The following is a 24645-nucleotide window of genomic DNA, read 5'->3' as shown; positions in this document are numbered from 1 at the left end:
AAAATTCCGGAGAACCAATTTTCTGTATCAGATATATAAGTTTTCAGACAGAACTACAAGGTAATGCGCATAGTTTTATGCGGTCATTCTACAAAATTTGAATGAATATGCATTTTTTATTTAGTATCGCAGTAAACATTAAGAGAATGAAGTGGTTTTACCAAAGTACTGATATTTAATACAGGACCTATGCAACCGATATTAATTTACGGGATCATAATTATTGCCGGATATGTTGCCGGGATAGGTGCACAGAAAGCAGGTCTCCCAAGGGTGACAGGTTATTTACTGGTGGGTTTAATATTAAATCCTCAGATTACGTCAGTTATTCCCGAAGGATTCATCGACAACACCGAATTTGTCACAAATATCAGTCTGGCATTCATTACACTATCTGTAGGTGGAACCTTAAAGATGAGTGAGCTACGCAAAATGGGGAAAACCATCCTGCTGATCACAGTCATGGAAGCTGAAGTGGCATTTATAATGGTGTCCTTAGGCTTTTACTTTTTGTTTCCATATCTGGGAATTGACTCAAGCCTCGCGATATACTCACTGCCCATCGGATTAATTCTGGGATCGCTGGCCTGCCCCACCGATCCTTCAGCTACCTTAGCAGTCACTCATGAATACAAAGCGAAAGGAGAAGTCTCCTCCACTATTCTTGGTGTTGCAGCCTTTGATGATATTGCGGGGATTCTGAACTACAGTATATTTATTGTGCTGGCAGCTACCATGATGACAGGTCAATCGTTTTCTTTCCATAAAGCATTTATGGAACCTGCTTACATCATAGGAGGTTCAATTGTTTTAGGCATTATCATGGGAACAGTTTTTAATCTTACCACCAGGTTTTCTAAAAAACTTAATGACGGGGTATTGATTTTAATGACCTTTGGATTTTTGATGCTGGCGTTCGGACTGGCAGAACTCATTAAAGTTGATGAATTACTGGCTACCATGACGATGGGAATTGCCATCGCAAATTTCAACCCAAAACAGGACCGGATTTTTAAAATTCTTGAGGGATATACAGAAGAACTGATCTTCGTACTGTTTTTTGTCATTTCTTCAATGCATCTTAATTTTTCTGTCGTTTCAAATTCTTACTGGCTCATTATAATTTTTATCATATTAAGGGCGATGGGGAAATTCATGGGAACTTTCAGTGGTGCCATTATGGTAAAAGCAGACCGAAAGGTTCGCCATTTTACTGCCGGTGGACTGCTCCCACAGGGTGGCATTGTTATTGGATTAGCACTAATGATTAAACAAAACGACAGTTTTTCCCAAATTGCAGACATGGTAATAAGTATTGTCATCGGAGCAACCATAGTGCACGAGATCATTGGTCCGGTAATGGCAAAATTTTTCCTTGTAAAAGCAGGAGAAATTAAAAAGGAAACTGAAAGTAATACGTAGAAAAAGTGCCGCAACAGATAGGTTACAGCACTTAACTATTTTAGATCAATACCATTTATTCAACGATCGTCATCTCATTAATTAATCGTTCTGCTCCGGCATATTTGTCAATGATGAAAAGCACGTATCGTATATCCACATTAATGGTCCGCTGGAGTTCCGGTTCAAAGGCAATATCACCGCTCATGGCTTCCCAGTTACCGTCGAATGCCAATCCAAACAATTCTCCGTTGGCATTGATCACCGGACTACCGGAATTACCTCCTGTTATATCATTATTTGTTAAAAAGTTAACGTGCATTGTTCCGTCTTTATCCGCATACCTGCCGTAATCATGGGTCAGGTACAGTTCCTTAAGCTTTTGCGGCACCACAAATTCCCAGTTCTTCGGATCTTCCTTTTCCATGACACCTTGAAGTGTGGTATAATATAGATAATGAACCGCATCGCGTGCCATGTAATCCTCAACCTGACCGTAGGTCATTCGCATTGTGAAGTTTGCATCAGGATAAAATTCTTTATTCGGCTCCATTTCATGTAGGCCTGCTTCAAAAAGTCTTCGCCCTTTTGAGATATTAAAATCCTCCTGTTTCATGAGTTGTGTTAACAGACTATATTCACTAAAAACAGAAACACCTCCGATAAATGCCAGATCATTTTTCAGGATTTTGATGCTCGGTTTATCGAGAAAAGCCATAAAACGATCTTTATCTACAAAAATCGATTTACGGAATAACTTATCGGCATATTTGGCATAATTGCCTTTATACCTTGATTTAATCAGCTGGTAAACGGATGGATAATAAACATTTGAAATTTCCTGTGCATATACCTTAAGCATAGCTTCCAGAACCTTCCTGTCAGTTGACGGATTATAGTCCTTGAAAAATTTTTCTCCGTCCGCACGCATACGATCGATCATAATTCTCTGAAGCTCCTCGTTACCGCTTATCATAATATCTGCGAATCGCCTTGCCCTGTAAGCGAAGGAATAAACCTCCGTACCGGAAATCAAAGACTCACGCAGATAATTACGGGCTTTGTTCTGAGGTGCTCTTTGCGTATAGCCTTCCTCCAACAACGGCAATGCTTCGCCATATTTTTCTTTTCGTGCATCTGTTTGGTTGACCCAATTTGTAAACCGATTTTCCAGTTCTCTTTTTGTATCCAGTACGTGTAAATCGTTCAGTCCCTTGTTCATTCCAATGCTATTCTTATAATAATTGGAACTGTGCGCATATTTCGTCGCGTACTGAATCCGGACCTTTTCACTTGCCTGCATATCCTTAAGCCAGATATTCTGTTTGATTTCACGCACCTGGATACGGGCCATATTAACAATGTCCATCCTCTCCTCAATACCCCATGAAGTTAGATATCGGTCCGTGCTTCCCGGAAATCCCAGAATCATAGCAAAATCACCTGTCTGATTTCCTTTTATAGACAAGGGAAGGTGATATTTGGGCTTCATCGGGACATTCTGCTCCGAATAGGAGGCGGGGTTCCCAAGTGTATCAGTGTAAACGCGAAACATACTGAAATCACCTGTATGACGTGGCCACATCCAATTATCTGTGTCAGCTCCAAATTTACCGATTGAAGATGGAGGTGCGCCTACAAAGCGAACATCCGGATATTCCTGGTAAACGTACAGGTAATATTCATTCCCTGAGTAAAAGGGCTTGACCACAGGAACATATCCCAAAGTATCAGGAACTTCACCTGCAATGGCAACCAAAACGGAATCAATTTTTAATTGCCTTTTTTCTTCTTTCATATCATCGGTTACACAACCCAGTACACGATCGGTAACATCTTCAATATTTTTCAGAAACTTTACGGATAATCCCGCTGTAGGAATTTCATCGGCCATTTCTTCAGCCCAATAGCCATCTTCCAGATAGTTATGTTCCACAGAACTATGACTCTGTATAGCAGAGTAACCACAATGATGGTTGGTCAGAATCAACCCCTTATCTGAAATTATCTCGCCTGTACATCCCCTTCCAAAAATTACAACTGCATCTTTAATACTGGAATGATTGATACTGTAGATCTTATCCGCATCGAGCTTAAGCCCCATTTCCTGCATGGTTTTGATATTAAGATCTTTGATGTAGGGCAGCATCCACATGCCTTCATCAGCCTTTACATAATTACCACAGGCTAGTAAGAATGCTACAAGCGTTAATAAAAAGTTTTTCATGTTTGTTTGTATGTATTTCTTCAAAGTCCGCAAAAATAATAATTATCAGCAGATTGAAAATGAAAAAATCCTAAACATTTAAAAATTTATGTTTGTATATACGATCAAAAAAGGGAGAGATTATTTACCATAAATAAAAAATAAATTTAATTTTATGCGCTTCAAACTTTATCATACAGTTGCGGGTTATAGAAACTGACTGTATGAATATGTTTAACCTTAATCTTTACAATTTTTTTTACTATGGCAGGAAATATAACACTTACCATGATTAAACCCAGAGCAGTAGAAAAGAACCATATTGGTCCAATTTTAGGTATCATCAACGAGCATGGGTTCAAAATTAAAGCAATGAAGTTAACGCGGTTATCCAAGGCCCGTGCAGAACAGTTTTATGCGGTTCATAAAGGTAAACCGTTCTACGAAACACTGACAGAATTTATGTCGTCCGGCCCTATTGTAGCCGCGCTTCTGGAACATGATGATGCTGTTACCGAATTCCGCAGTTTAATTGGGGCCACAAATCCTGACAATGCCGAAGAAGGTACCATTCGGAAACTTTTTGCGGAATCAATGCAGCATAATGCAGTTCATGGATCCGACAGCGATGAAAATGCCCTGATTGAGGCAGCATTTTTCTTTTCAGAAACAGAACGCTACTAATTTTTTGAAAAAATTAAGAACATTTGATACTTCTTATTGTTATTTAAATCAAATTGAAATAATGAAGTATAATGGAGAAATTGTGTCCGATTACATTTAAAAGCGTGGATAATAATGTTGCACGATTAAATTCGTCATTCATTATCGTTCTTTTTGTTTTCTTTTTTGCAACAGGCAGTCCTGTTGTCATTGGGTTTATTTTTCTTGACTTTCTGGTCAGAGGCTTTTGGGAACCTGCATTTAGTCCTGTATCAAGAACCAGCAAGTTTATTTTAAGCAATTTTCAGATTAAACCCAAGATGATTAATGCAGGCCCGAAAATTTTTGCAGCACAGGTAGGAACATTTATTTCAGGAGCCGTATTGTTCTGCTCGGTTACGGGATTCAGTACAATAGGTTGTTACTTTGCAGGGGTTCTTGTATTCTTTGCACTTTTGGAATCGGCATTTTCTTATTGTGTAGCCTGTAAACTTTATCCTTATTTAAGGAAAAGATAATTCTCAATCGTACATAAAAAATGCCCGGTGTTTGCCGGGCATTTTTTTATTCTGTAATACCAATTATTTAACCAGTTGTGGAAGATAACAAGCTATCAGTCCCAGATACTGTTTCTCTGATTTTGGTGTGGTTGAGATAACTTTTTGTCTGAACATCTGTTCCCTGTCTACTCGTTTTGCCGTAACGTCTTTATCCAGTTTCCTGAATTCCTTATCCATTTTCGTTAAACCAAATACATTGTTCTTTTTTGCTTTGTACTGCAATTCCAATTCATTACCATATACTACATAATTATGGCATTTATCTCCTTCACAGACTCTTACAACAAAAGTTTCATCTGTGTTTTCATATTTGATCACAAAAATTTTAAAATCGTCGTTCGACTTATCCAGATCCTTATACACTTCATAGTCACCCATTGAAGTGAATGTTTGTCCCTTCATCATTTTCTTTTCAGTAGCCTGGGCTGCAAAAGCCAGACAAATAACTCCTACTAATACTATAAGTTTTGTTTTCATGGCACTTGATTTAATATTCTGAACCAAATGTATAAAGCATTCTTACACCGTTCACTGAATTTTCAGTCTACCGCTGGTTTGCGGATACAAACGATAAACACTAATGTGCCAACAACTTCTGTTTCTGATCTAAGGTTGTTGACAACTCGTATTTATACGTTCCTGCAATGGGTCGGCCAACTCAGAATTAAACTTATAACACATACATTTGTTATTACATGTGATCATCAAAATTTTTACGTCATGAAAAAAAACATGGGTGCCATTGACAAGGTAATAAGAGTAATTATTGCCATCACAGTTGGAGTACTTTATTTCACAAATGTTGTTACGGGGACTCTGGGTATTGTACTGCTTGTAATTGGAATTATTTTTCTTTTGACCAGTCTGGTAGGCACATGTCCTCTCTATTTACCATTTGGAATTAGTACACAGAAAAAGAAATCTTAACCGTAATGTCTAAAGTTTTTGATCCGAAAAAACTACTGAAACTGGAATCGGAGGACCGCTATAAAGCGGTTCCTCCTAAAGAAACTCTCATTAAAACGGGACTAAAACCTGAATATTCTGTTGCCGACATCGGATGTGGAACAGGTTTTTTCAGTATACCTGCTGCTAAATATGTTAGTCCGAATAAGGTTGTTGCAGCCGATATTTCAGCCGAAATGCTTAATTTTGTCAACAGCCGTAAAATTGATGAAGAAATAAAGAATATTGACGTGGTAAAGATGGAACCAATGATTATTCCTTTACCTGACAATACATTTGATTTTACGTTTTGTTCTTTTGTGCTTCATGAGGTACCGCATCCTGAAAAATATCTTAGTGAACTTTTACGCATCACAAAACCAGGTGGCCGTGTTGTTATTCTTGAATGGCAGGTTATTGAAACACCTTCAGGCCCTCCTGTGAATATACGGATTGAACCGGAAAAACTGAATGAATATATTAAATCAGAAACTGTGACATCAAAAGAAATGATGGTGATCGGAGACTGGTTTTATGCCACTATTGCTCATAAGCGCTGATTCAGGTAACATTAACAGAACCGTTATAATTCAGGGCCTTCATAACCGAATTCTTATAATTCCTTCCTATTGGTAATTCCTTCTCTTTAATTTCAATAATACTTGCACTGAACGCCGTAATATGCGGAACAGATACAATATAAGATTTATGAATTCTTAGGAAATCATCTGCCGGCAGTTTATTCTCAAGTTCGGTAAGGCTCGCTTTTGTAATAATCCGTTTATCCGGCATGTATATTCTTACATATTCACTGTACCCCTCTATATACAGAATATCTTTCAACGGTATTTTCTTTACCATTTTATTTTCTTTCACGTAAATATATGAATCATCCGGTCCCTTTATTCCCTCATTCACCTGAACTGTATCACTTTTGGTCTGGTAAAACTTATTCACCGATTTCAAAAACCGTTCAAACGTAATGGGCTTCAGCAGATAGTCCACAACGTCCAGTTCAAACCCTTCAAGAGCGTGTTCCCTGTATGCAGTTGTAAATATTACTTTTGGTGGATTCTTAAGTATTTTCAGAAATTCGATTCCGCTTATTTGGGGCATATGTATATCAAGAAACATCAGGTCAATCTTGTTATTATGCAAAGCTGTCATAGCTTCCATTGCATTACTGCACACGCCAACCAGTTCAAAATCTTCCAGTTTGGACACATGATCTTTCATCAGCGCCTGGGCCAATGGTTCATCATCAACTATAATACATTTGTTCTTCATGATAAAAAAGATTGATGAATGAATACACTAAAAGATGAAATAATTCCCCTGTGGTTTCCACGTATAATATCTGAGTTCAGAAGGCTCATTCTACTCAATTTTTTCAGGTATCAGTTGTAAAGTTACAAATTTATTGATTACAACAATTCAACGTGTGTTTATCAACGAACAACATAATTCACCGGGTCAACGACACACATTATGGTTTAAAATACGCTCACAGACCAAAATCATGAAGGCAACATCATAACACACTGACTTAAAAACATTTACACACTTAATACATCTTACATATTACGGTTGATTGAAAATTAAGCTTATATTCAATGATCCGTTTTAGTTTTAAAGCTTAAATATCTCAAACAGACGGAATAATTCGGTAATTTTGAAACATGGATAATTATAGCCTAAGTACTGTAATATGAAAAGACTACTGCCTATATTAGTTGTCTTATTTGTTATATCAGGTTGTTCCGGTAACAAAAAAGCAGAATACCTGCTAAAACATTTTATTGCTACGCACGAAAAAGGACTGGAACAGTTGCATAAAGAAAATGCTGAGGTGCTTTGGGAGAATTATACCGACAATAAGGACCCTGATATGTATTATTATAAGGCTGATAGCATACACAGAATTTTTAATCAAAAAACAGAAGCTGAATTAAATATCAGGGCAATTTATAATAATATTTCAGAATATGATTTTCTGAACCGGTTACGACGTTCCGGTCTTGTGGATGATCCCATATTAAAACGCGAACTGGAGAAATTATATGATCAGTATGCATGGGCAAGGCTTGATTTTTACACCCTTATGGATAAGCAGGCACAGTTGGCTAATAAATTTTATGATCTGGAAAAGAGCAAACCTGGCGATGATGATATCCAGTACCTGGGAACAGACTCTATGTTGATGTATGACAAGAGAAGAAACGAACTGATTGCAGACTACAAAGACATCGTCAGGGAAAAAAACAGTGCGGCCAAAAAAGCCGGATTTAAAAATTTCTGGACTTACTGGCTGGATAAAAATGAACTAACCAATACTGAACAGGAAAAAATAATATCAGGTATCGACAGCCTGACACGGGACGATTATTTTAGGTTCAAGCATATCATTGACAGTTTTATAGTAAAAGACAAAGGTATTACCCCGGAAGAAATCACATATTCAGATTTTTACCTGTATGTGTACAAACTGGCATATCCTTCCAAGCTTAAAATTGGCATGAGCGAGGATTCCATAGAAAACACTCTTATAGATTACTTTAATGACAAAGGGTTTATGGCAGACAACATTTACTCAAACAGCGATATATGGTGGCGTGATGATAAGGTCAGAGGTAGTTTTGTGATCAATATGGATAACAGGGAAGATGTACGCATATATGGTTCATTCAAACCTGTATTCTGGGACATGGTTAACATTTTGCATGAAACCGGACATGCCTTTTATTTCAAAAATGTTGAGCAGAACATCCCGTTTATGCTGCGTGAACCTAATCTTGCAATGAATGAAGCCTCTGGATTTGTTTTTCAATCCTTGTTTATCGCAGACCCACAGCTAACAGATCGTTTAGGGTTGAATCCTTTAAAATCCGAATATTTCAGTGATCTGAAAATTCCATACATGCTGTTTATGACGAGGGATTTGCTGGTGAGAGCTGAACTGGAAAAGGAAATCATTCAGGACCCTGATCAGGATATTAATAAATTATTCTGGGCCCTGAAAAAGAAATATTTCTACTATGATCAGCCGGATATTGATAAGGTTCCGTTGTGGATTCAGGATACGCACATCATCCATAATTCAGGAATTTACCAGGCTTATATATATGCGGCTGCTATTGGCGGAATGTTGCTCGAAGAAGTAAAGCACAATAAAAAATATGGTCAATGGATGACCGAGAACATCTTTAGATATGGCGATTCCAAATGTTGGAGAGATATCATAAAGGATGCTACAGGGCAACCATTTACTCCGGAATATATCAGTAACTTATATAAGTAAGCTGTAACATAATTGGGGAATTATGGCATCAAGTAATTACAAAGGACTTTTCAATGTAATATACCACAGTGTATTCTGGCTGGTATACTGCCTTTTTATGGCATCCTTAATAGGTCTTAACGGACAACAACCGTTCTGGTTTGTGTTTACACATTATCTTTCAGGCATTCCTGCATTTGCTTTGTTTGCCTATATGATGTTAAAATATTTTGTCCCGGCACTGCTCACAAAAAAAAGGAATTATCTGGCTGTTGCTCTAACTGTGACAGGCACAACAATTGTTTCGGGAATACTTTTTCTATCACTGAATCATTTCGTGTTTTATGGTATATTCTGGCCTCATGCACTCGCCCCGGAAAAATGGTTTTCATTCAATCTGTTCATACAGTCTCTTTTACCGGTTTGGATTCCTTCAATGTTCCTTGTTACCCGAAAGTTTACGTCCGAATGGTTAAAAGAATCAAAGGCCAAGACAGAACTGGAAAAAGAGAACCTGCAAACAGAACTGAAGATGCTTAAAAACCAGCTTAACCCACACTTCCTGTTCAATACGCTTAACAACCTTTATACGCTGGCTTTAATGAAATCTGATAAAACTCCGGAAATGATTTCGAGGTTGTCCGATATGTTCCAGTTCATACTGTATGAATGCAATACGCCGGTGATTACACTGAAAAAAGAAATGAACCTCATCAACAACTATGTCAAACTACAGCAACTCCGGTACGGTGACAGGCTGGATTATTCTATTCAAATCGATGTGGGCGTTGATAATTTCAGGATTGCACCTATGATCCTTTTTACATTTGTTGAAAACTGTTTTAAGCATGGAAGTGGTTCCGATCCCGGCATACCATGGATAAAACTATCGTTTGAACGCAAAGGTGACAAGTTGTTGTTTATTGCAGAAAACAGTAAACCGGGAAATTCCCAATCCCATCACGGAGAAAAAAAAGGTATCGGCCTTTCCAACATGCAAAAACGACTTGAACTTCTTTATTCGGGTCACTATAAGCTTGACATAAATGAGAATAACAAAGTCTACAAAGCGGAGTTACTGATGGAAGAATTATAATATTATTCCATCAGAATGTCCTGGAGATCAACAATTACAAAACTGCCATCCTTTATTTCGTATAAAACCTTCTTTGCGATAATCTGGTTTGCTGAAACAGATAACAGGGCAGCTGCTTTACCTGCCGGATTCAGAATTATGGTTTCCTTATTATTGGCAAATATATTGTACCCATACTCATTGCTGGTGAAGGGAAGATAATTCTCAGCCAAAACCAGATTTTTAACAAACTTAAAATTATGATCAATAACAACCAGGTTATTATCACGAGTATTGATAAGATAATATGTATCAGGATCAATAATTTTGCGGCCCTTTACATCTTCAGTTTTCAAATAAACTTTATCATTTAAAAAATGATTAAATGGATCAAGGACATTAATAAGAAATGATTTTTCTTCGATAACCGAACCATCAACTAAAGAAAATGCTTCCATTTTGTCCTGATACAGCACAGTCAGCCTATCCTCCTGAACTTTTGAATCCAAAATCATCTGATCATCTGTATTAAACTCTTTAATAAATAGTTGCTCCCCATTCTTCGGATTAAATGCTGTAAGATATGGTTTGCCGTAGGATATTTTTTCATCTCCGTCTCTTGAATCCACGCTCGGATCATAAACATTGGGATCCAGCGGACCAACCGATGTTTCATTATACGATGCATATCCTTTATTAAAAAGAAACAGTCTATTGTAGCGTATAAATAATTCTGAACTACTTGATTTCCCTGATGGTATATCAAATGTCCACTGAATATTACCATTCAAATCTATTTTAATCAAATTATCCTTTGAGGCAAAATAGATGTTACCGTCTTCATTTAAAAGGTTTGAGCCAACGTTTGATATGACTTCATTCTTAAGGAATACACCAGAATACTTTGTAAACGCATATACATCGGATATATGATAGACGTCATTATTCACTATTTTTGTTTCATTCTCGCCCGTTATCATATCGTAATCCCAACCTTTACCAGTTTTAAGATTTATGGTGTGCAAACCTGCAGCGACAATAAGAATAACCGAATCGTTAACATGAATAATCTGATTGCTCCAGTTATACTGCTCACTTATTTCTCTTTTCCAGATTACTTCTCCGGTTTTCAGATTTACACCTTTAAGCATATTTGTTACACCAACAGCCGAGCGATATGTATAGCCTATTCCAACATTCATTAGTGGATCAATATATTTCAGGTTTACTTTGGCATCCCACAATTCATCACCATCGCTTATCCTCAGGCAATTTAAAATATTATCCGTTTCCAGAAATATATTATCATTGTACTGCAACACTTTACTGTTTACATAATTTATGGATTTACTCCACTTTATATTGTCATCCTTAATACTGAACAGGATAAGGTCGCCACGGTTCTTAAGCCATTCTCCACTTTGGTTAAGACGTTGCTGAACAACTGTAATAGAATTGGTCAGCGTATCCAGATACGATTTCTGTATTACTCCCGGAAATTTGTATTCTTTTGCCACAACGGCCTTCCCGGTAATTAAATTTTTACCTGCGTTAGTTTCACTCACTTTTAGTTTTACCGAAGAAAAAGCCAAAGAAGAGATCAAACTGAAAATAATCAGAAATATAGTTGATGAATTTTTCATTGTTGATAAGTATTCTACGTTGATCCATACATAAAAAGAGACCCTAAGTTATAAAAAAAGAATCAATTTCAAACCGAAAAGATCTCAGATATTGTACTTTTCATCATATTCATAAAATATTAACCCAAAGTATTTATTCATATTGTTTTCCATTTTTATTGCGATGCTTTTTTTACTTTCTTTGTCTGATATTACTACCAATTACATGATCATGAAAAAACTAATATTTCTCGCTATTTGTCTAGTTACGATAAACTTTTCTTTGCTGCATGCCCAGGATACAAACTGGGGTGTTGAATTTTCGGATGCCATAATGTACCGTCATCCCAACACGATTAATGACATGACACACAAGGGCTGGGAATATTCTAACAGCATTGTGTTATATGGAATGATAAAAATATACAACTACACCCATAACCCGGAGTATTTGGAATATGTGAAAAAATATGTGGATGATTTTGTAAGTGCATCAGGCAATATCAGTTTTGATTCCAGTGCCAATAATCTGGATCATCTGCACCCAGGGCTACTTTTAAATTTTCTTTACAGGGAGACAGGATTGGAGAAATATAAAAAAGCAGCAGATATTATTCGCAGTGAATTTGACAAACAACCGCGAAATCCTTCCGGTGGATTTTGGCACAAACAGCGTTATCCTAATCAGATGTGGGCAGACGGAATATATATGGCTGAACCTTTTTTAATGGAATACGGATCGATGTTTGATGATTTGACTTATGCATCGAACGAAGCAACACTACAAACAACATTGTTGGCTGAACACGCATATGATTCAGATCTCCACCTGATATATCATGGTTGGGATGAAACCAAAGCTGCATCCTGGGCCGATGCTAACGGTCGTTCTCCCGAAGTGTGGTCAAGGGGAATGGGATGGTACTGCATGGCTTTGGTTGACATGTTGGATATTCTCCCGACTGATCATGAAAAATATCAGGATTTCATTTCTCTTGTACAGGGTTTGGCTCAGGGGATTAAAGAAAACCAGGATAATACCACTGGACTGTGGTACCAGGTAGTTGATAAAGGAAATCTCTCATCAAACTGGATTGAGACATCAGGCAGCGCCATGTTTATTTACATGCTCAAAAAAGCGCGTGATAAAGGTTACATTGATGCAACGTACGACGATGTAATTGCTAAAGGATGGGAAGGTATGCAGGCAAAGATTACCATGGATAACAAAAATATGCCGGTCATAAACGGTTTTGTTGGCGGTATGGGTATAAAAGATAATTATGCAACGTATGTGGCGCAGTCAACTGTGAGTGCACCACCGTCCAGTCATCCTCATGGTTATTGCGCCATTCTTTCGTTGTCTTCGGTAATGGAATGGCCCAAAGAAAGAATTTACGATCTGAACATTGACATTGTCAGTAGAGGAAATGTAATCAATCCATATGAAAACACAGCCTACATGCCGGGAGAATACATCAAACTGACTGCCCGACCCGAAACAGGTTATGAATTCGATGGCTGGACCGGAGATGTAACAGATACGGATTCCGTAATCTATGTAAAAATGGATGCCAGTAAAAATATAACTGCAAATTTTAGTTCAATAACTCCGATTAAAAATGTAACTTCTGAAGCGTTAAACGTTTTCCCTAATCCGGTTCATAACAAACTACATATTACTACAGATGAACAGGTAATGGAATACCAGATACTAACAGTGGGAGGAAAAGTAGTTCAGGCAGGAACATGTACAACAGCATCCGGAAACACTATTTCAGTATCCAGCCTACCTGTTGGAATGTATGTATTAAAATCAGAGCATTCGCAGGCCAGTTTTATAAAAGAGTAAACGGATAAAACCAAAGAATGGGCATCCGTGTTAAACAACAATCTCGTGTTTCATAAAATTTCACTAAAATTCAACATTTTATTGAACAAAGAACACCTTTATGGTTTTATATACATTGAAATTTAAAACCAAAAAAAATGAGTAAAGTCACATTAAAAGGAACCCCGGTCAACACTATAGGTGCATTACCTGAAGTTGGACAGTCGTTAAAAGATTTTGAATTAACCAAAGGAGACTTATCAAAAGCTAAGCTGGCAGATTATAAAGGCCAGAAACTAGTTTTAAATATTTTCCCGAGTCTGGATACCAGTACATGTGCTGCATCGGTACGCCGCTTTAATAAAGAAGCAGCAGATTTAAATAACGTAAAGGTATTATGCATTTCAAAAGACCTGCCATTTGCACAAGGTCGTTTCTGTGGTGCAGAAGGTATTGAAAACGTAGAAACGCTTTCAGATTACGTAACCGGTAAATTTGGAAAAGATTACGGCGTTGAAATCGTTGATTCGCCGCTTGTTGCTTTGCTATCAAGGGCTGTTGTCGTAGCAGACGAAAATGGCAAAGTATTATATACCGAACAGGTTCCTGAAATTACAGAAGAACCAAATTATGAAGCAGCATTGAGTGCTTTAAAATAGAATACTGATCATTGTAAAAATCCACTCCTAAAAAGGGTGGATTTTTTTATGGTTCAAAGTCACTGGGCAGAATAGCCCCATACCGTTTTTTGGCAATATCACCATTAAAAATCAGTTCACCCCCTCCCGGGAGAGTACCGTCTTTTCTAATAACACATGTATCTTTACCTACATATAGAAGTGAATACGATGCAGGCTTTAATCCGGTTAAAATTCTCCAGGATGCATCATCATTATATTTGGATAGATTAGTTGGTTTAAAGTTATTGGTATAGTAATGAATAAGAATTTTGCGTCCTTTCATACCTGTTATAGAGGCTTCATCATTTTTATAGCTAATACAATCACAGGTATCAAGGGAAAACTGAGTTATTGTTTCAACAGAATCGTTTTTAGAATACGTAAAAACATCATACCCGTTTTCAGCCAGTTTATTGTCATACAACGAACGCACGAAATGCATTATGGAATGGTAATACACTTTATACCTGTTTCGTCTGAACCGCATTTCCTTTAATCTGGAAACATGGTCGTAAGATTTAAAGTAAATATATCCAAGGTTATTTATGATAGTCATTCCATACTGCGGATCATATGCTTCAACAAACCTGACCATATCATACTGCAGTAAATATCCCAGTCGTGGTAAATCAATCTGCAGAGGAGCCATTGCCTTAACTTCAAAATACTTAATTTTATTAATCAATTCTTTTCGGGGTGCATCATCCCCAAAATATTCACTTCTGAATACCAACACACTGTCATTAAGGATTTCTGCATTTTCGCCCCAGAAATTATTCCCAAGAAAAACTTTTTTAAAATAAGTCAAATTCTTTGACCTCAAATTCTCACTTTGGACATTGATTTGTGATATTTCAATATTTTTAGGTTCCAGGTTAATTATCAGGTTACTGGAATGCCCCGGCGCTATATTTACAACGACCAGATTATAACTCAGGTGATTAACTACAAGCTGACAGTTATCAAATTCATAATTCAGACTAAAATATCCCTCTGTATTGCTTATTGTACCAATAGTGGTTCCGTTGATGTATACCGCAGCATATTCCACAGGCTTACCGGTATCGGTATCCTTGATATTACCGGTAATCTCAACAGAATAACTCTTTGTAAATAAGGCAAAAAAGAATATTAAAACGAGCGTTGATTTCATAATACAATATCCGGTTATATTTTAAAGAGGTTATCTAAACTGAAATCTACAACATACCGGATAAAAGCAAGTTTTATGCCAGTAATTATTTAATAATTGTATTCCTCAAGTAATTGGTTAAACACTTCAGTATCATCATCGATGATAATAACAATATCTTCCTCAATACCCAACCTGAATGAATCCCGGGTTTGAAGATAAACTCTATCTCCATCCACATCCACATAAAATTTAACCGGGAATTTATTCGGCAGTCTGATATCATAATAATTGTAGTAATTATCTAAATGTAACGCTTCAGACCTTTGACCAGGCAACAATTCAGAGGCAACCCTTACCGTACCCCACTGAGCATTTCTAATGACAGCGTCAGAAAGACTATTTTGAATTTTAATAGAAGACGGTTCATCCTGACAGGAGGATACGAGTAGAACAGCAAATACTATAAAAATAAACTTTTTCATAATCTCAGGGATTTACAATAATTTCAATATCACCAACATAAGAACTGGTTGCATTCTCCACCACGGTAAAATCAGAAAACACCTGCACTTTCCGATCAAGAAATTCCTTGTTATGGTTAGAATATTTAATCTTATTAATTTCACACACATATGCTCCCGGAGTAAGTACAATCCGGTCTTTAAGATATTGTACAAACTGGCCCGCAGTTTCCAGCTCATCCGGCGAATAATCATAAGGTGCTACGACCAGATAGTCGATTTTTTTATCTGAATAAGATAAATCGTTAATCACCTGGGACGTTAGCCCAGTGGTGTCATGAAGCTCAGAAGAAAAGCATCCCCAGTACCTGGCATCAACGAACAACTTAACACTATCAATCCGTTCAAGATTCAGATATCCGTTTTCTTCATCCTTCAGACTAATTACGAAGGTAATCTGGCGGAACTTATTGGGACTATCAGGATCATCCACGACCACATCATCAAAAGAAATATAATCTGAAGTCCCTTGTGTTGAGCAGGAATTTACTATTGGTAATATTATAATCAATGCAAACAGGTAAAACTGATGTTTCATGATACAAGTTTTTCAGGTTAATTTTAACTTCAACAGATTGCTTAACAGGTTAAACATTCATTCAAATAAAAATAAGCAATTTAATATAAATAACAAATTTTATTCCTCCACCTTTTATGCAATAGAAAACAGAACATCAAGATGTAACGTAAATGATAGAAATTAATCCTACAACAGCGGTAAAGTCACGGTAAAAACAGAACCATCTTCTTTCACAGAAATTGATTTCCCCGCCAGCATTTTATATTGGGCATCCAAGGTTTTCAATCCGGTTTGCGTGGAGTACGTTGTATCTTTTTTATTCAGGTTATTCTGAACACTTATAGAATTATCGTCAGAAGTAATTTCTACAGTAAGCGGATGATTACGGTTCACGGCATTGTGCTTAATGGCATTTTCAACCAGCAACTGCAACGCCATTGGCGGTAATTCTTTCTGAAGATCAGAATCCTTAATGTGTATTGAAACCTGCAATCCCTCCCCAATACGTTCCTTGTGAAGTGCAATGTAAGAATGAAGGAATTTTACTTCTTCCTGCAAAAGCACCGTTTTCTGATCGTGACATTTGAGCATATACCGGTATACATTGGTAAAATTCTCTGTAAAGACCTCAGCATCATCAGGACTGTAATGTATCAGCGACTTTAGTACACTCAGGTTATTGAAAAGAAAGTGCGGATTCAAACGGTCCCGTAACTGATTGTAGTCACTCATGAGTTTAGCCTGTGTCAACTCATCAATTTCTTTTCGGCTGTTGAGGTAATCTCTTGTCAAATTTGACAATATGATAATCAAAATATGAATTAGAATTATTAACAGACCGATAATCAAAACAATCTGAGTTACGTGGAGTGTTAAAAGATTTACTTCTCCCAACAGCTTTTCGGCAAGTTGGATCCATGCAAAAATTAAAAGAAGTGTAACAGCAAAAACGCTTAGAATCTGTATATACAAGCTTTTCCCAAAACGTTCCCATTTTCTGAATAAACGGATAATAAAAAGATTAACTTCCGTTACACTGTTGAATGCCAGGACTGCTATAGTGTAAATTGTCAGTTTCAGTTCAGCAGGCAGAAGTTCCCATTTGGTCATTACCCCGGTAATATAAATAATAATGATAGCCGAAACAGAAATGACAAGAGAACGTATCAGAACATATTTGGGCTTATATGTTCCAATATTTACAAAAAAATCAAAATTACCTGAACCAAACATATTGCTTTTTATTTTCCCATCCAGATTTTAAATTCGCCCGCTTTTAGTCTGCTGACAGTAATCCCGAAGCCAGCCGGAGGTTTTGTCTCAACTATCAGCTTTCCGCCAAGGTCGTTATTCAGTTTGTATACAGCATCAATATTCACAATAATTTTCCGGTTCGCCCTGAAAAAACATTCCGGATCCAGTTCCGATTCCAGTTGTTCCAGGTTATAATCCAAAATGTACTCTTTTTTTTCAAAATCAACGGCAAACGTCAGTTTATTATCACTGTAAATATAAGCGGTATCCTTTGTTTCCAGTTTTTGATATCCATGAACACCGGAGATTAAAAACCGTGTTCTGTTTTCTCTTTTACCGGATACAATGGAATTAAATAAATGCGATATATATTCCCTGTCCTTTTGCAACATGTATGAACCTGATCCCTCTAATGCCTCCAGCTTTTCAAATTTTAAAAATGCCAGTTCCAGATCCTCAACATTAATAGGCTTCAGAAGATAATCAATACTGTTGACCTTAAACGCACGAATCGCGTACTCATCATAAGCCGTCGTAAATATAATCCGGCTGTCCATTTCTACGTCAATCTGCTTAAAAATTGAAAAGCATATGCCATCAGAAAGCTGTATATCCATGAGTATGAGATCCGGTGTTGAATGTTGCTGCAACCACAACACGCTGTCCTCCACACTTTCGAGCACAGCTTCAATATTCCACAACGGACGAAGCTTTTCAGTCATTCCTCTAAGCATACGACTGTTGTGTGCTTCATCCTCAATAATAATCAGTCTTATGTTATCCCTGACTTTAGTGTGCATTATAAAATAAAGGCTTCTAAATGATAAAGATATAATAAAAATAATTTATTCACTCCGGCTGAACCTTTCTTTCCCATCCTACACGTTTATCAAACAACCGGCATCAGGTTTAAAAATCGTAACAATCTGATCCTGAACCCAAAGGAATTAGCATTCATTTTTTTAACTGATTGGTAACCTTGTAATAGTTGCTTTCCTTAATTTTAAAATCGGTCAAAGCATCAATTTTGTCGCTGTATGCCTTCTGCCATTCAGCTTTCGCTTCAAGCACATTAACAACTGTCTCCATGCCAAGGCTGTAATTATCGTCGCAAACTTTCATGTTTTCATTGGCCTGATCCAAAGCTTTACGGGTCATTTCAATGCGTGTCCATGCATCCTGATAATTCAGGCGTGCCTGTTCAATCTCGAGCATTAAAAGCTCCTGCGCCTGTTGCAGTTCCAGTTGTTTTATGGTATAATCTGCTTTTGCTGATGCCACCTTCCCTTTGCGCTCACCAAAGGTAGTGATCGGTATTTTCACATTGGCAATAGCGCTGAAACCATGAGAATCATAGTTACTCATGTTTTCCAGTCCCACATTAAAATAGTTATATCCGGCAGACACACCGACTGTTGGCAGGTAATCACCCTGCACCATTTTCACCTGTTGCTGAGCAAGTTCTACCTGGCCCTGCAAAAGTTTATATTCCTCCCTGTCAGCAAATGATCCATGAGCCAGATGATCCGGATCAAACGACACATTGCTAATGCAGTCATCAATCTGAATGGGTGAGAACAGGTCTAACCCAATTACCCTGCAAAGTGCCATCCGGGATAATTTCAGACCGGAGGCTGCTTTTTGAACCTTAAGGGTGGCATCGTTGTATTTTACCTGTACCTTCAGCAATTCATTCCGGTTCACCATACCCGTTTCGTAACTGTCATTCACTGTTTTTACAACCGCCTTCAACAAATCCTGGTATTCTTTGGCCAGTTTATATTTCTCCTGAACAGATAAATAGGTAAAATACATTTTATCCGTTTCAAAAATTACCTCATCCTCCTTTAGCTGTTTGTTATCAGAAGCCAGATTTTCAGCTATTCCGGCCATTCTGTTTCCTGCCAGAATCTTTCCACCAGCATAAATAGGTTGCTGTGCTGAAATGCCTGCAACAGCACCACCATACAACGTGATATCCAGTGGCAGAAAAGCATACGTATTGAATACAGGGTTTCCGTCCGGTCCGGTAATGGGTTGACCTGTAGCAGGATTAATGGCAATATTGGGCTTTAACTCCCCGGTTGTCATATCAAATGTTTTGGTAGGAAGTGTCAGTTCGGTCTGCAGTTCATGTCTGGAATACATACCGGTAGCCGACGCAGAAATATTCGGAAACCAGGCTGAACGTGCAGTAGTCTTCCCAGCCTTGGCCTTATTCATATTCTGTTCAGCAATTTTAATGGCTTTACTGTTTTCCAAAGCCATTGCATGGCACTGATCCAGATTCAGCTTTAATGTATCCTGAGCTGCCAGGGAAACTGAGAACAGCACTGCCCAGCTATATATAATTATCTTCTTCATCTTCTTTCTCATTTTAATAAATTCAGGACTGTTTAACGGCTTCATGAATACTTACTCTGAAGAACACCGAATACAGGATCGGCACAAAAATCAGCGTTACCATGGTACCTACTATCAGACCGGCAATGATGGCCACGGCCATAGAGGCATACATCGGATCGGTTAATAAGGGGATCATTCCGAGGATAGTAGTCAGAGATGCCATAATCACAGGCCTTACCCTTGATATCGTCGCATCTACAACTGCATGGTAAGCAGAGGTGGAAGATTTCAATCTAACCCGTATTTCATCCAGCAGGACGATGGCATTTTTGATGATCATACCTGACAAACCAATTATACCCACTATTGCTATAAAGGATAAGGGCTGACCAGCCAGTAAAAGTCCGGGAACTATACCGATTACCGACATAGGAAGACACAGGATAATAATAAGTGGCCTCCGATAATCATTAAAAAGCAACAATAAAATCAGAATGATAATGCCTGCAGCCAGTGGCACAAAGCTCAGAATTTCCTTCATTGCATCTGATTTTAACTCCGACTCACCAACCCAGTTGAATTCGTAACCTTCAGGTAAGTCAATGCTTCGGATCTGATCATCTATTTCGGCCTGAACCTCAGCCGGACTATGGCCGTCTATCGGATCACACTGTGCCTGTATGGCCCGTCTTCCATTCAGACGTCTCACCACCGGTTCTTCATAATCCATCATAACACCATCGATTACTGAACTTAAAGGCACGGCTGTTAAGGTCTCCTTCAGAATATCGTTCATATTGGTTGAACCGGTAACCAGGCCCGTTATCGTATTCATATTAAGACTTGCTCCCACATTAGGAATGGTACTCCATACCGGAATATTATTCAGGTCTTCAATCCGGTTTCCGTTTTTATCCCGTAATCTGAAAATAACCTGCAACGGATTTTCTCCTTCGTATACCTTTGCTACAGGCAAACCGTCAGTGGCGGCAAGAAGGGCGTTGGATATATCGCTTCGGGTCACTGAAACACGGTTAGCCGCAGTTGGATTATAAACCGCCCTAAGTGTTTTTGCCATTGGGCTCCAGTCATCGTTTAGGGTATATTTGTCTACATGTGGATTCTGCAACATAATAGTCTTGGCCTGATCACTTAATCGTTTCAAAACGGCCGGATCGGGACCCGTAAACTGAGCCTCTATTGTATGTGTTGACTTAATTGAAAGATTATATTTTCTGATTCGCGACTGTGCTTCGGGAAAGTGCGTATGCAGGTATTTACTGAATACCGGACGCATTTTCAGCATGGTTTCATAATCTTTAAAATTTACAATCAGTTCCCCGTAGTTATCAGCATTCTCAAACATCATGGCCCGTACAAGTGCATAATGCATTGGCGACATACCCTGACTGGTCACCACCATTTTTACCTCATCGTAGGTATTAAAGTGATCGGTAATTTCTTTCAGTTTTTCATTAACTTCATCAGGTGTGCTCCCCTTGGGAAGTGCAAACTCTATGTAAAACTGGTTGTAATTGAAATCAGGGAAAAATGCTTTGTCCACTTTTGAGAAATTCCATACTGCAATGCCAAGTAGCAGGAAAGTTACCAAAATTGTACCGGAACGATGATGCATCGCAAATTCCAGAAATCGCTTCATTCCCCTGTACAAAGGTTTATTAAAGGGATCCGAAACCACAGTTTCCTTTTTGGGTTTCTTCTTTCTCTTTTTAAAGAAAATAGCCGTAAATACCGGGACCTGGGTCAGTGCCAACACCCAACTTATCGACAATGAAATAGCCAGAACAAGAAACAGGTCGCGTACATAAGTTCCTGCGGTATCCGGCGAGAGATAAACCGGCAGAAAGGCTGTAACGGCAATGAGTGTCGCCCCCAGCAGAGGTATGGCCGTTTGTTTTGTTGGTCTGGTATAGGCGCTCTTCCCTTTCCTGCCCTGTTTCAGCCCCACCAGAATTCCATCCATAACCACGATGGCGTTATCTACCAGCATTCCCATCGCCACAATAAATGCCCCAAGTGAGATGCGCTGTAACGTACCATGAGCAATCAGTAAAAACGGAAAGGTAGCCAGAATTGTCAGGATCAGACCGGTGCCAATAATGATACCACCCCGCAATCCCATGGTGAACATCAAAACCAGGATGACAATAATCACAGAAAAGACCAGGTTCCACATAAAACCATTAATGGCGGTATTCACTTTCTCGGGTTGAAAGAAGACTTTTTGAAACGTTATTCCCTCAGGAATTTGTTTCTTCAGTTCCGCCATCTTTTCTTCCACTCGTTTACCCACAACCAGAATATTGTCTCCACTCTCCATGGAAAGACCAATCCCTATAGCTTTCTGATTGTTGACAAACATGGTGTTACGCATGGGTTCGCTGTAACCTTTTTCAATGGTCACTATATCACCCAACCGGATCGATTCCCCTGATACCGTCTTTATAAGTATATTTTCGAGATCCTCCTTTGTTGTTGCATTATCATCCACCTTAACCCTTAGCTGCTGGGTTCCGCTTATCATGTTACCGGCATAAAGCTCTTTGGTATAATCATTAAGTGCTGTAAAGATCTGAAGTGGCAAAATGCCCATCTCGCTCATTTTATCGGCAGTCAGCGTAATGTTCATTACAGGCTTCTGTTCACCGTAAATATCAATTCTACGTACACCTTTAACGTCGGTCATATTCTTCTCGATAAAGGTGGCATAATTGGTCATATCCTGGTATGAAAAGCCATCATCTGCTATCATGGCATAGAACATCCCGAACACATCTCCTTTATCGTCGTATACCATAGGCGTTTGTACACCCTCCGGAAGTTTAGGCATTGCCATATCCAGTTTATGCCTTAAGATATCCCAGCGCTGTGGAATCTCTTTTTGCGGAACCGTCATTTTAAGTTCCACCTGGATGATGGATACATTGGCTTCTGAGCGGGAATGAATTTTATTGAGATCAGCCATCGCCGACAGTTCCTTCTCAAGAACGTCAGTCACTTTAAGTTCCACATCATGGGCTGAGGCCCCCGGATAGACTGTCACCACGTTGGCCACCATTACAGTGATTTCCGGATCTTCGAGTTTCCCCAGTCGCATATAGGAAAATATCCCTCCCAATATTATCGCGACAAGAACAAACCAGAAGATTTTTTTCTTCTTAAATACTAATTCTGAAATATGCATGATGTGGATAATTAAAGCAGGTTACCAATATTAGTCTTGCTCTCAGGAGCCACAATCCGTACCTTTTCATTTTCCTTCAAAAGGTTCAGGCCGCCTTTCACAACTTCATCTCCGGGGTTTAATCCGGACTTGATATTTATGTTACCATTGTTCAGGACACCGGATGTAATAATCTGCCGTGCATGCACCAGGGAATCATTTACAAGCCATACATAACTTTTACTGTTACGTTCAAAAACCGCACTGGCCGGAATACTGGTCACTGTTGTATCCTGTGCCTTATAGGTTACATGAACCGACACGTTCATTCCAGGCGCCAGTTGGGTATCGCCTTCTGGATTATAATACAGGTAAAGTTTATACAACCCGTTATTATTGGCCTTTTTATTAAAGCCCGAAGCAACAAGGGGGAAAATACGGTTGGGAATATCTTCCTGCGTACAATTTATGTCCGTTATTCTGTCCCGCTTAATATAAAGCTCTGCCGGCACATTAATATCCACTTTGAACGAACTGATGTTGATCAGCGAAGCTATCGGTGTTCCGTGGTTCACCAGCTCACCCTCATCAAACATTACATCTGAAATATAGCCAGAGAAAGGAGCATAAAGTTTCGTGTCCTTCAACTGATCATACGCATTTTTCAGTTTGACCTCGGCCATCTCCTTTCCGGCCTTCATTTTTTCATAGTCGTTTTCAGACACACTGCCCCGTTTTCTCAGTTCTGCAATACGGTCGTATTCAGACCGCAGCTGTTTGACCTGCGTTTCAATGGCATTTTTCTGAATCTCATAATCTCTTGTATCCATCTCGGCAACAAGCTGATCTTTCTCAACGAAATCCCCTTCCTTCACATAGATCTTTTTTATGGGTCCTGCCACACGAAATGCCAGGTTAACCTGGTCAAGTTCTTCTATTACACCGGGAAATTGTTCCTGCCTGTCTGCAGAAATCTCAACAGCCCTAGCTGTTTTTACCAATTTTAAATACCCGTCTCTTGTTTCGCTTTTATGTCCGCATGATGCGAAAGACAAAAAAAATACCGCCATAAAGAGACTTACAGCGGCATTTGAGAGTGTACTTCTACGTACCATTAATTCTGGCTTAATATGTTACTATTCCTTGGAAAACTCATGACAAATTTAAGGTGACCCGAGGGACTGAATGTAACAATCAGGCGTGCTTATTACCCAAATGCAGGAATCAGGGAGTGAAGTGAAAGCAGGAGTGAATGAAATATATAATTTCAGGTTAAAAACGCTGAGACCAATTGAGGAATATTAAATTGTTCCCCAATTAATAAAAGGGTTAACCTGATTTTGATAATGATGCACAATGCGTCTTTTCAGCACAAAAAGTATTCAATATATCTTATTGAAACGTTTGACATCATCTTGAAAGATA

The 24645-nt window shown here is 38.4% G+C and carries 21 protein-coding genes; 9 read left to right on the top strand and 12 right to left on the bottom strand.

Features of this window, described 5'->3' with window-relative positions:
• Positions 1-189: 189 nt before the first annotated feature.
• Positions 190-1422: a cation:proton antiporter gene (locus tag ACE1ET_RS10315; RefSeq protein ID WP_375728318.1), complete on the top strand. Its 1233-nt coding sequence runs from the start codon at positions 190-192 to the stop codon at positions 1420-1422.
• A gap of 55 nt (positions 1423-1477) precedes the next feature.
• Here ACE1ET_RS10315 and ACE1ET_RS10310 read toward each other — a convergent pair whose 3' ends face one another.
• Positions 1478-3628, bottom strand: a complete 2151-nt coding sequence (locus ACE1ET_RS10310; protein ID WP_375728317.1) for a S46 family peptidase — start codon at positions 3626-3628, stop codon at positions 1478-1480.
• Between the two features lie 243 nt (positions 3629-3871).
• Between ACE1ET_RS10310 and ndk the strand changes: the two genes are divergently transcribed.
• Together ndk and ACE1ET_RS10300 are read left to right on the top strand one after the other, a co-directional pair.
• A complete protein-coding gene (gene ndk, locus ACE1ET_RS10305) occupies positions 3872-4291 on the top strand; it encodes a nucleoside-diphosphate kinase (RefSeq protein ID WP_375728316.1) in 420 nt (139 codons plus the stop codon).
• A 71-nt stretch (positions 4292-4362) separates the two neighbouring features.
• Entirely contained in the window at positions 4363-4788 is a 426-nt protein-coding gene (locus tag ACE1ET_RS10300) for a DUF4395 domain-containing protein (protein WP_375728315.1), read from the top strand.
• Between the two features lie 63 nt (positions 4789-4851).
• Here the strand turns inward: ACE1ET_RS10300 and ACE1ET_RS10295 are convergent, their stop codons facing one another.
• Positions 4852-5307 carry a hypothetical protein gene (locus ACE1ET_RS10295; RefSeq protein ID WP_375728314.1) on the bottom strand — a complete coding sequence of 152 codons (456 nt, stop codon included), beginning with the start codon at positions 5305-5307 and terminating at the stop codon, positions 4852-4854.
• Between the two features lie 243 nt (positions 5308-5550).
• On the opposite strand from ACE1ET_RS10295, the gene ACE1ET_RS10290 reads away from it, so the two are divergent.
• Complete coding sequence (locus ACE1ET_RS10290) at positions 5551-5757, top strand: YgaP family membrane protein (protein ID WP_375728313.1); 207 nt, start codon at positions 5551-5553, stop codon at positions 5755-5757.
• 5 nt (positions 5758-5762) lie between these two features.
• Positions 5763-6335, top strand: a complete 573-nt coding sequence (locus tag ACE1ET_RS10285; protein ID WP_375728312.1) for a class I SAM-dependent methyltransferase — start codon at positions 5763-5765, stop codon at positions 6333-6335.
• Between the two features lies 1 nt (position 6336).
• Here ACE1ET_RS10285 and ACE1ET_RS10280 read toward each other — a convergent pair whose 3' ends face one another.
• Complete coding sequence (locus tag ACE1ET_RS10280) at positions 6337-7062, bottom strand: LytR/AlgR family response regulator transcription factor (RefSeq protein WP_375728311.1); 726 nt, start codon at positions 7060-7062, stop codon at positions 6337-6339.
• Between the two features lie 421 nt (positions 7063-7483).
• Between ACE1ET_RS10280 and ACE1ET_RS10275 the strand changes: the two genes are divergently transcribed.
• Both ACE1ET_RS10275 and ACE1ET_RS10270 read left to right on the top strand, forming a co-directional pair.
• Complete coding sequence (locus ACE1ET_RS10275) at positions 7484-9073, top strand: gluzincin family metallopeptidase (RefSeq protein ID WP_375728310.1); 1590 nt, start codon at positions 7484-7486, stop codon at positions 9071-9073.
• A 22-nt stretch (positions 9074-9095) separates the two neighbouring features.
• On the top strand, positions 9096-10148 hold the full coding sequence (locus ACE1ET_RS10270) for a sensor histidine kinase (RefSeq protein WP_375728309.1): 1053 nt from the start codon (positions 9096-9098) through the stop codon (positions 10146-10148).
• A gap of 2 nt (positions 10149-10150) precedes the next feature.
• Here the strand turns inward: ACE1ET_RS10270 and ACE1ET_RS10265 are convergent, their stop codons facing one another.
• Entirely contained in the window at positions 10151-11770 is a 1620-nt protein-coding gene (locus tag ACE1ET_RS10265) for a PQQ-binding-like beta-propeller repeat protein (RefSeq protein WP_375728308.1), read from the bottom strand.
• Positions 11771-11981: 211 nt separating this feature from the next.
• Here ACE1ET_RS10265 and ACE1ET_RS10260 point away from each other — a divergent pair, with 211 nt between their 5' ends.
• Positions 11982-13601 (top strand): glycoside hydrolase family 88 protein, encoded by a 1620-nt coding sequence (locus ACE1ET_RS10260; RefSeq protein WP_375728307.1) that lies wholly within the window; start codon positions 11982-11984, stop codon positions 13599-13601.
• A 137-nt stretch (positions 13602-13738) separates the two neighbouring features.
• Entirely contained in the window at positions 13739-14239 is a 501-nt protein-coding gene (gene tpx, locus ACE1ET_RS10255; RefSeq protein WP_375728306.1) for a thiol peroxidase, read from the top strand.
• 46 nt (positions 14240-14285) lie between these two features.
• Here tpx and ACE1ET_RS10250 read toward each other — a convergent pair whose 3' ends face one another.
• The 8 genes from ACE1ET_RS10250 to ACE1ET_RS10215 form a co-directional block, all read right to left on the bottom strand.
• Positions 14286-15413, bottom strand: a complete 1128-nt coding sequence (locus ACE1ET_RS10250) for a carboxypeptidase-like regulatory domain-containing protein (RefSeq protein ID WP_375728305.1) — start codon at positions 15411-15413, stop codon at positions 14286-14288.
• 89 nt (positions 15414-15502) lie between these two features.
• Positions 15503-15877 (bottom strand): membrane lipoprotein lipid attachment site-containing protein, encoded by a 375-nt coding sequence (locus ACE1ET_RS10245; RefSeq protein WP_375728304.1) that lies wholly within the window; start codon positions 15875-15877, stop codon positions 15503-15505.
• Between the two features lie 4 nt (positions 15878-15881).
• Complete coding sequence (locus ACE1ET_RS10240; RefSeq protein WP_375728303.1) at positions 15882-16454, bottom strand: hypothetical protein; 573 nt, start codon at positions 16452-16454, stop codon at positions 15882-15884.
• Positions 16455-16622: 168 nt separating this feature from the next.
• Positions 16623-17669, bottom strand: coding sequence for a sensor histidine kinase (locus tag ACE1ET_RS10235; RefSeq protein WP_375728302.1), 1047 nt, complete (start codon positions 17667-17669; stop codon positions 16623-16625).
• Positions 17670-17677: 8 nt separating this feature from the next.
• Positions 17678-18490 (bottom strand): LytR/AlgR family response regulator transcription factor, encoded by an 813-nt coding sequence (locus ACE1ET_RS10230; RefSeq protein ID WP_375728301.1) that lies wholly within the window; start codon positions 18488-18490, stop codon positions 17678-17680.
• A 154-nt stretch (positions 18491-18644) separates the two neighbouring features.
• Positions 18645-20054, bottom strand: coding sequence for a TolC family protein (locus ACE1ET_RS10225; protein WP_375728300.1), 1410 nt, complete (start codon positions 20052-20054; stop codon positions 18645-18647).
• A 22-nt stretch (positions 20055-20076) separates the two neighbouring features.
• Positions 20077-23241, bottom strand: coding sequence for an efflux RND transporter permease subunit (locus tag ACE1ET_RS10220; RefSeq protein ID WP_375728299.1), 3165 nt, complete (start codon positions 23239-23241; stop codon positions 20077-20079).
• An 11-nt stretch (positions 23242-23252) separates the two neighbouring features.
• A complete protein-coding gene (locus ACE1ET_RS10215; RefSeq protein WP_375728298.1) occupies positions 23253-24335 on the bottom strand; it encodes an efflux RND transporter periplasmic adaptor subunit in 1083 nt (360 codons plus the stop codon).
• Between the last annotated feature and the right edge of the window lie 310 nt (positions 24336-24645).

This window comes from Quyinboa mangrovi (genome assembly GCF_042219825.1).
In the GTDB taxonomy this organism is placed as follows: Bacteria; Bacteroidota; Bacteroidia; order Bacteroidales; family UBA5342; genus JBHJHP01.
This window is presented reverse-complemented; position numbering and strand designations above follow the sequence as displayed.

Bases quoted from the DNA above. Each gene is read 5' to 3' on its own strand.
- ACE1ET_RS10275 (WP_375728310.1), top strand. From the start codon at position 7,484: ATGAAAAGACTACTGCCTATATTAGTTGTCTTATTTGTTATATCAGGT.
- ACE1ET_RS10280 (WP_375728311.1), bottom strand. From the start codon at position 7,062: ATGAAGAACAAATGTATTATAGTTGATGATGAACCATTGGCCCAGGCG.
- ACE1ET_RS10285 (WP_375728312.1), top strand. From the start codon at position 5,763: ATGTCTAAAGTTTTTGATCCGAAAAAACTACTGAAACTGGAATCGGAG.
- ACE1ET_RS10245 (WP_375728304.1), bottom strand. From the start codon at position 15,877: ATGAAAAAGTTTATTTTTATAGTATTTGCTGTTCTACTCGTATCCTCC.
- ACE1ET_RS10240 (WP_375728303.1), bottom strand. From the start codon at position 16,454: ATGAAACATCAGTTTTACCTGTTTGCATTGATTATAATATTACCAATA.
- ACE1ET_RS10270 (WP_375728309.1), top strand. From the start codon at position 9,096: ATGGCATCAAGTAATTACAAAGGACTTTTCAATGTAATATACCACAGT.
- tpx (WP_375728306.1), top strand. From the start codon at position 13,739: ATGAGTAAAGTCACATTAAAAGGAACCCCGGTCAACACTATAGGTGCA.
- ACE1ET_RS10260 (WP_375728307.1), top strand. From the start codon at position 11,982: ATGAAAAAACTAATATTTCTCGCTATTTGTCTAGTTACGATAAACTTT.
- ACE1ET_RS10235 (WP_375728302.1), bottom strand. From the start codon at position 17,669: ATGTTTGGTTCAGGTAATTTTGATTTTTTTGTAAATATTGGAACATAT.
- ACE1ET_RS10225 (WP_375728300.1), bottom strand. From the start codon at position 20,054: ATGAAGAAGATAATTATATATAGCTGGGCAGTGCTGTTCTCAGTTTCC.
- ACE1ET_RS10220 (WP_375728299.1), bottom strand. From the start codon at position 23,241: ATGCATATTTCAGAATTAGTATTTAAGAAGAAAAAAATCTTCTGGTTT.
- ndk (WP_375728316.1), top strand. From the start codon at position 3,872: ATGGCAGGAAATATAACACTTACCATGATTAAACCCAGAGCAGTAGAA.
- ACE1ET_RS10290 (WP_375728313.1), top strand. From the start codon at position 5,551: ATGAAAAAAAACATGGGTGCCATTGACAAGGTAATAAGAGTAATTATT.
- ACE1ET_RS10250 (WP_375728305.1), bottom strand. From the start codon at position 15,413: ATGAAATCAACGCTCGTTTTAATATTCTTTTTTGCCTTATTTACAAAG.
- ACE1ET_RS10215 (WP_375728298.1), bottom strand. From the start codon at position 24,335: ATGGTACGTAGAAGTACACTCTCAAATGCCGCTGTAAGTCTCTTTATG.
- ACE1ET_RS10315 (WP_375728318.1), top strand. From the start codon at position 190: ATGCAACCGATATTAATTTACGGGATCATAATTATTGCCGGATATGTT.
- ACE1ET_RS10295 (WP_375728314.1), bottom strand. From the start codon at position 5,307: ATGAAAACAAAACTTATAGTATTAGTAGGAGTTATTTGTCTGGCTTTT.
- ACE1ET_RS10265 (WP_375728308.1), bottom strand. From the start codon at position 11,770: ATGAAAAATTCATCAACTATATTTCTGATTATTTTCAGTTTGATCTCT.
- ACE1ET_RS10230 (WP_375728301.1), bottom strand. From the start codon at position 18,490: ATGCACACTAAAGTCAGGGATAACATAAGACTGATTATTATTGAGGAT.
- ACE1ET_RS10300 (WP_375728315.1), top strand. From the start codon at position 4,363: ATGGAGAAATTGTGTCCGATTACATTTAAAAGCGTGGATAATAATGTT.
- ACE1ET_RS10310 (WP_375728317.1), bottom strand. From the start codon at position 3,628: ATGAAAAACTTTTTATTAACGCTTGTAGCATTCTTACTAGCCTGTGGT.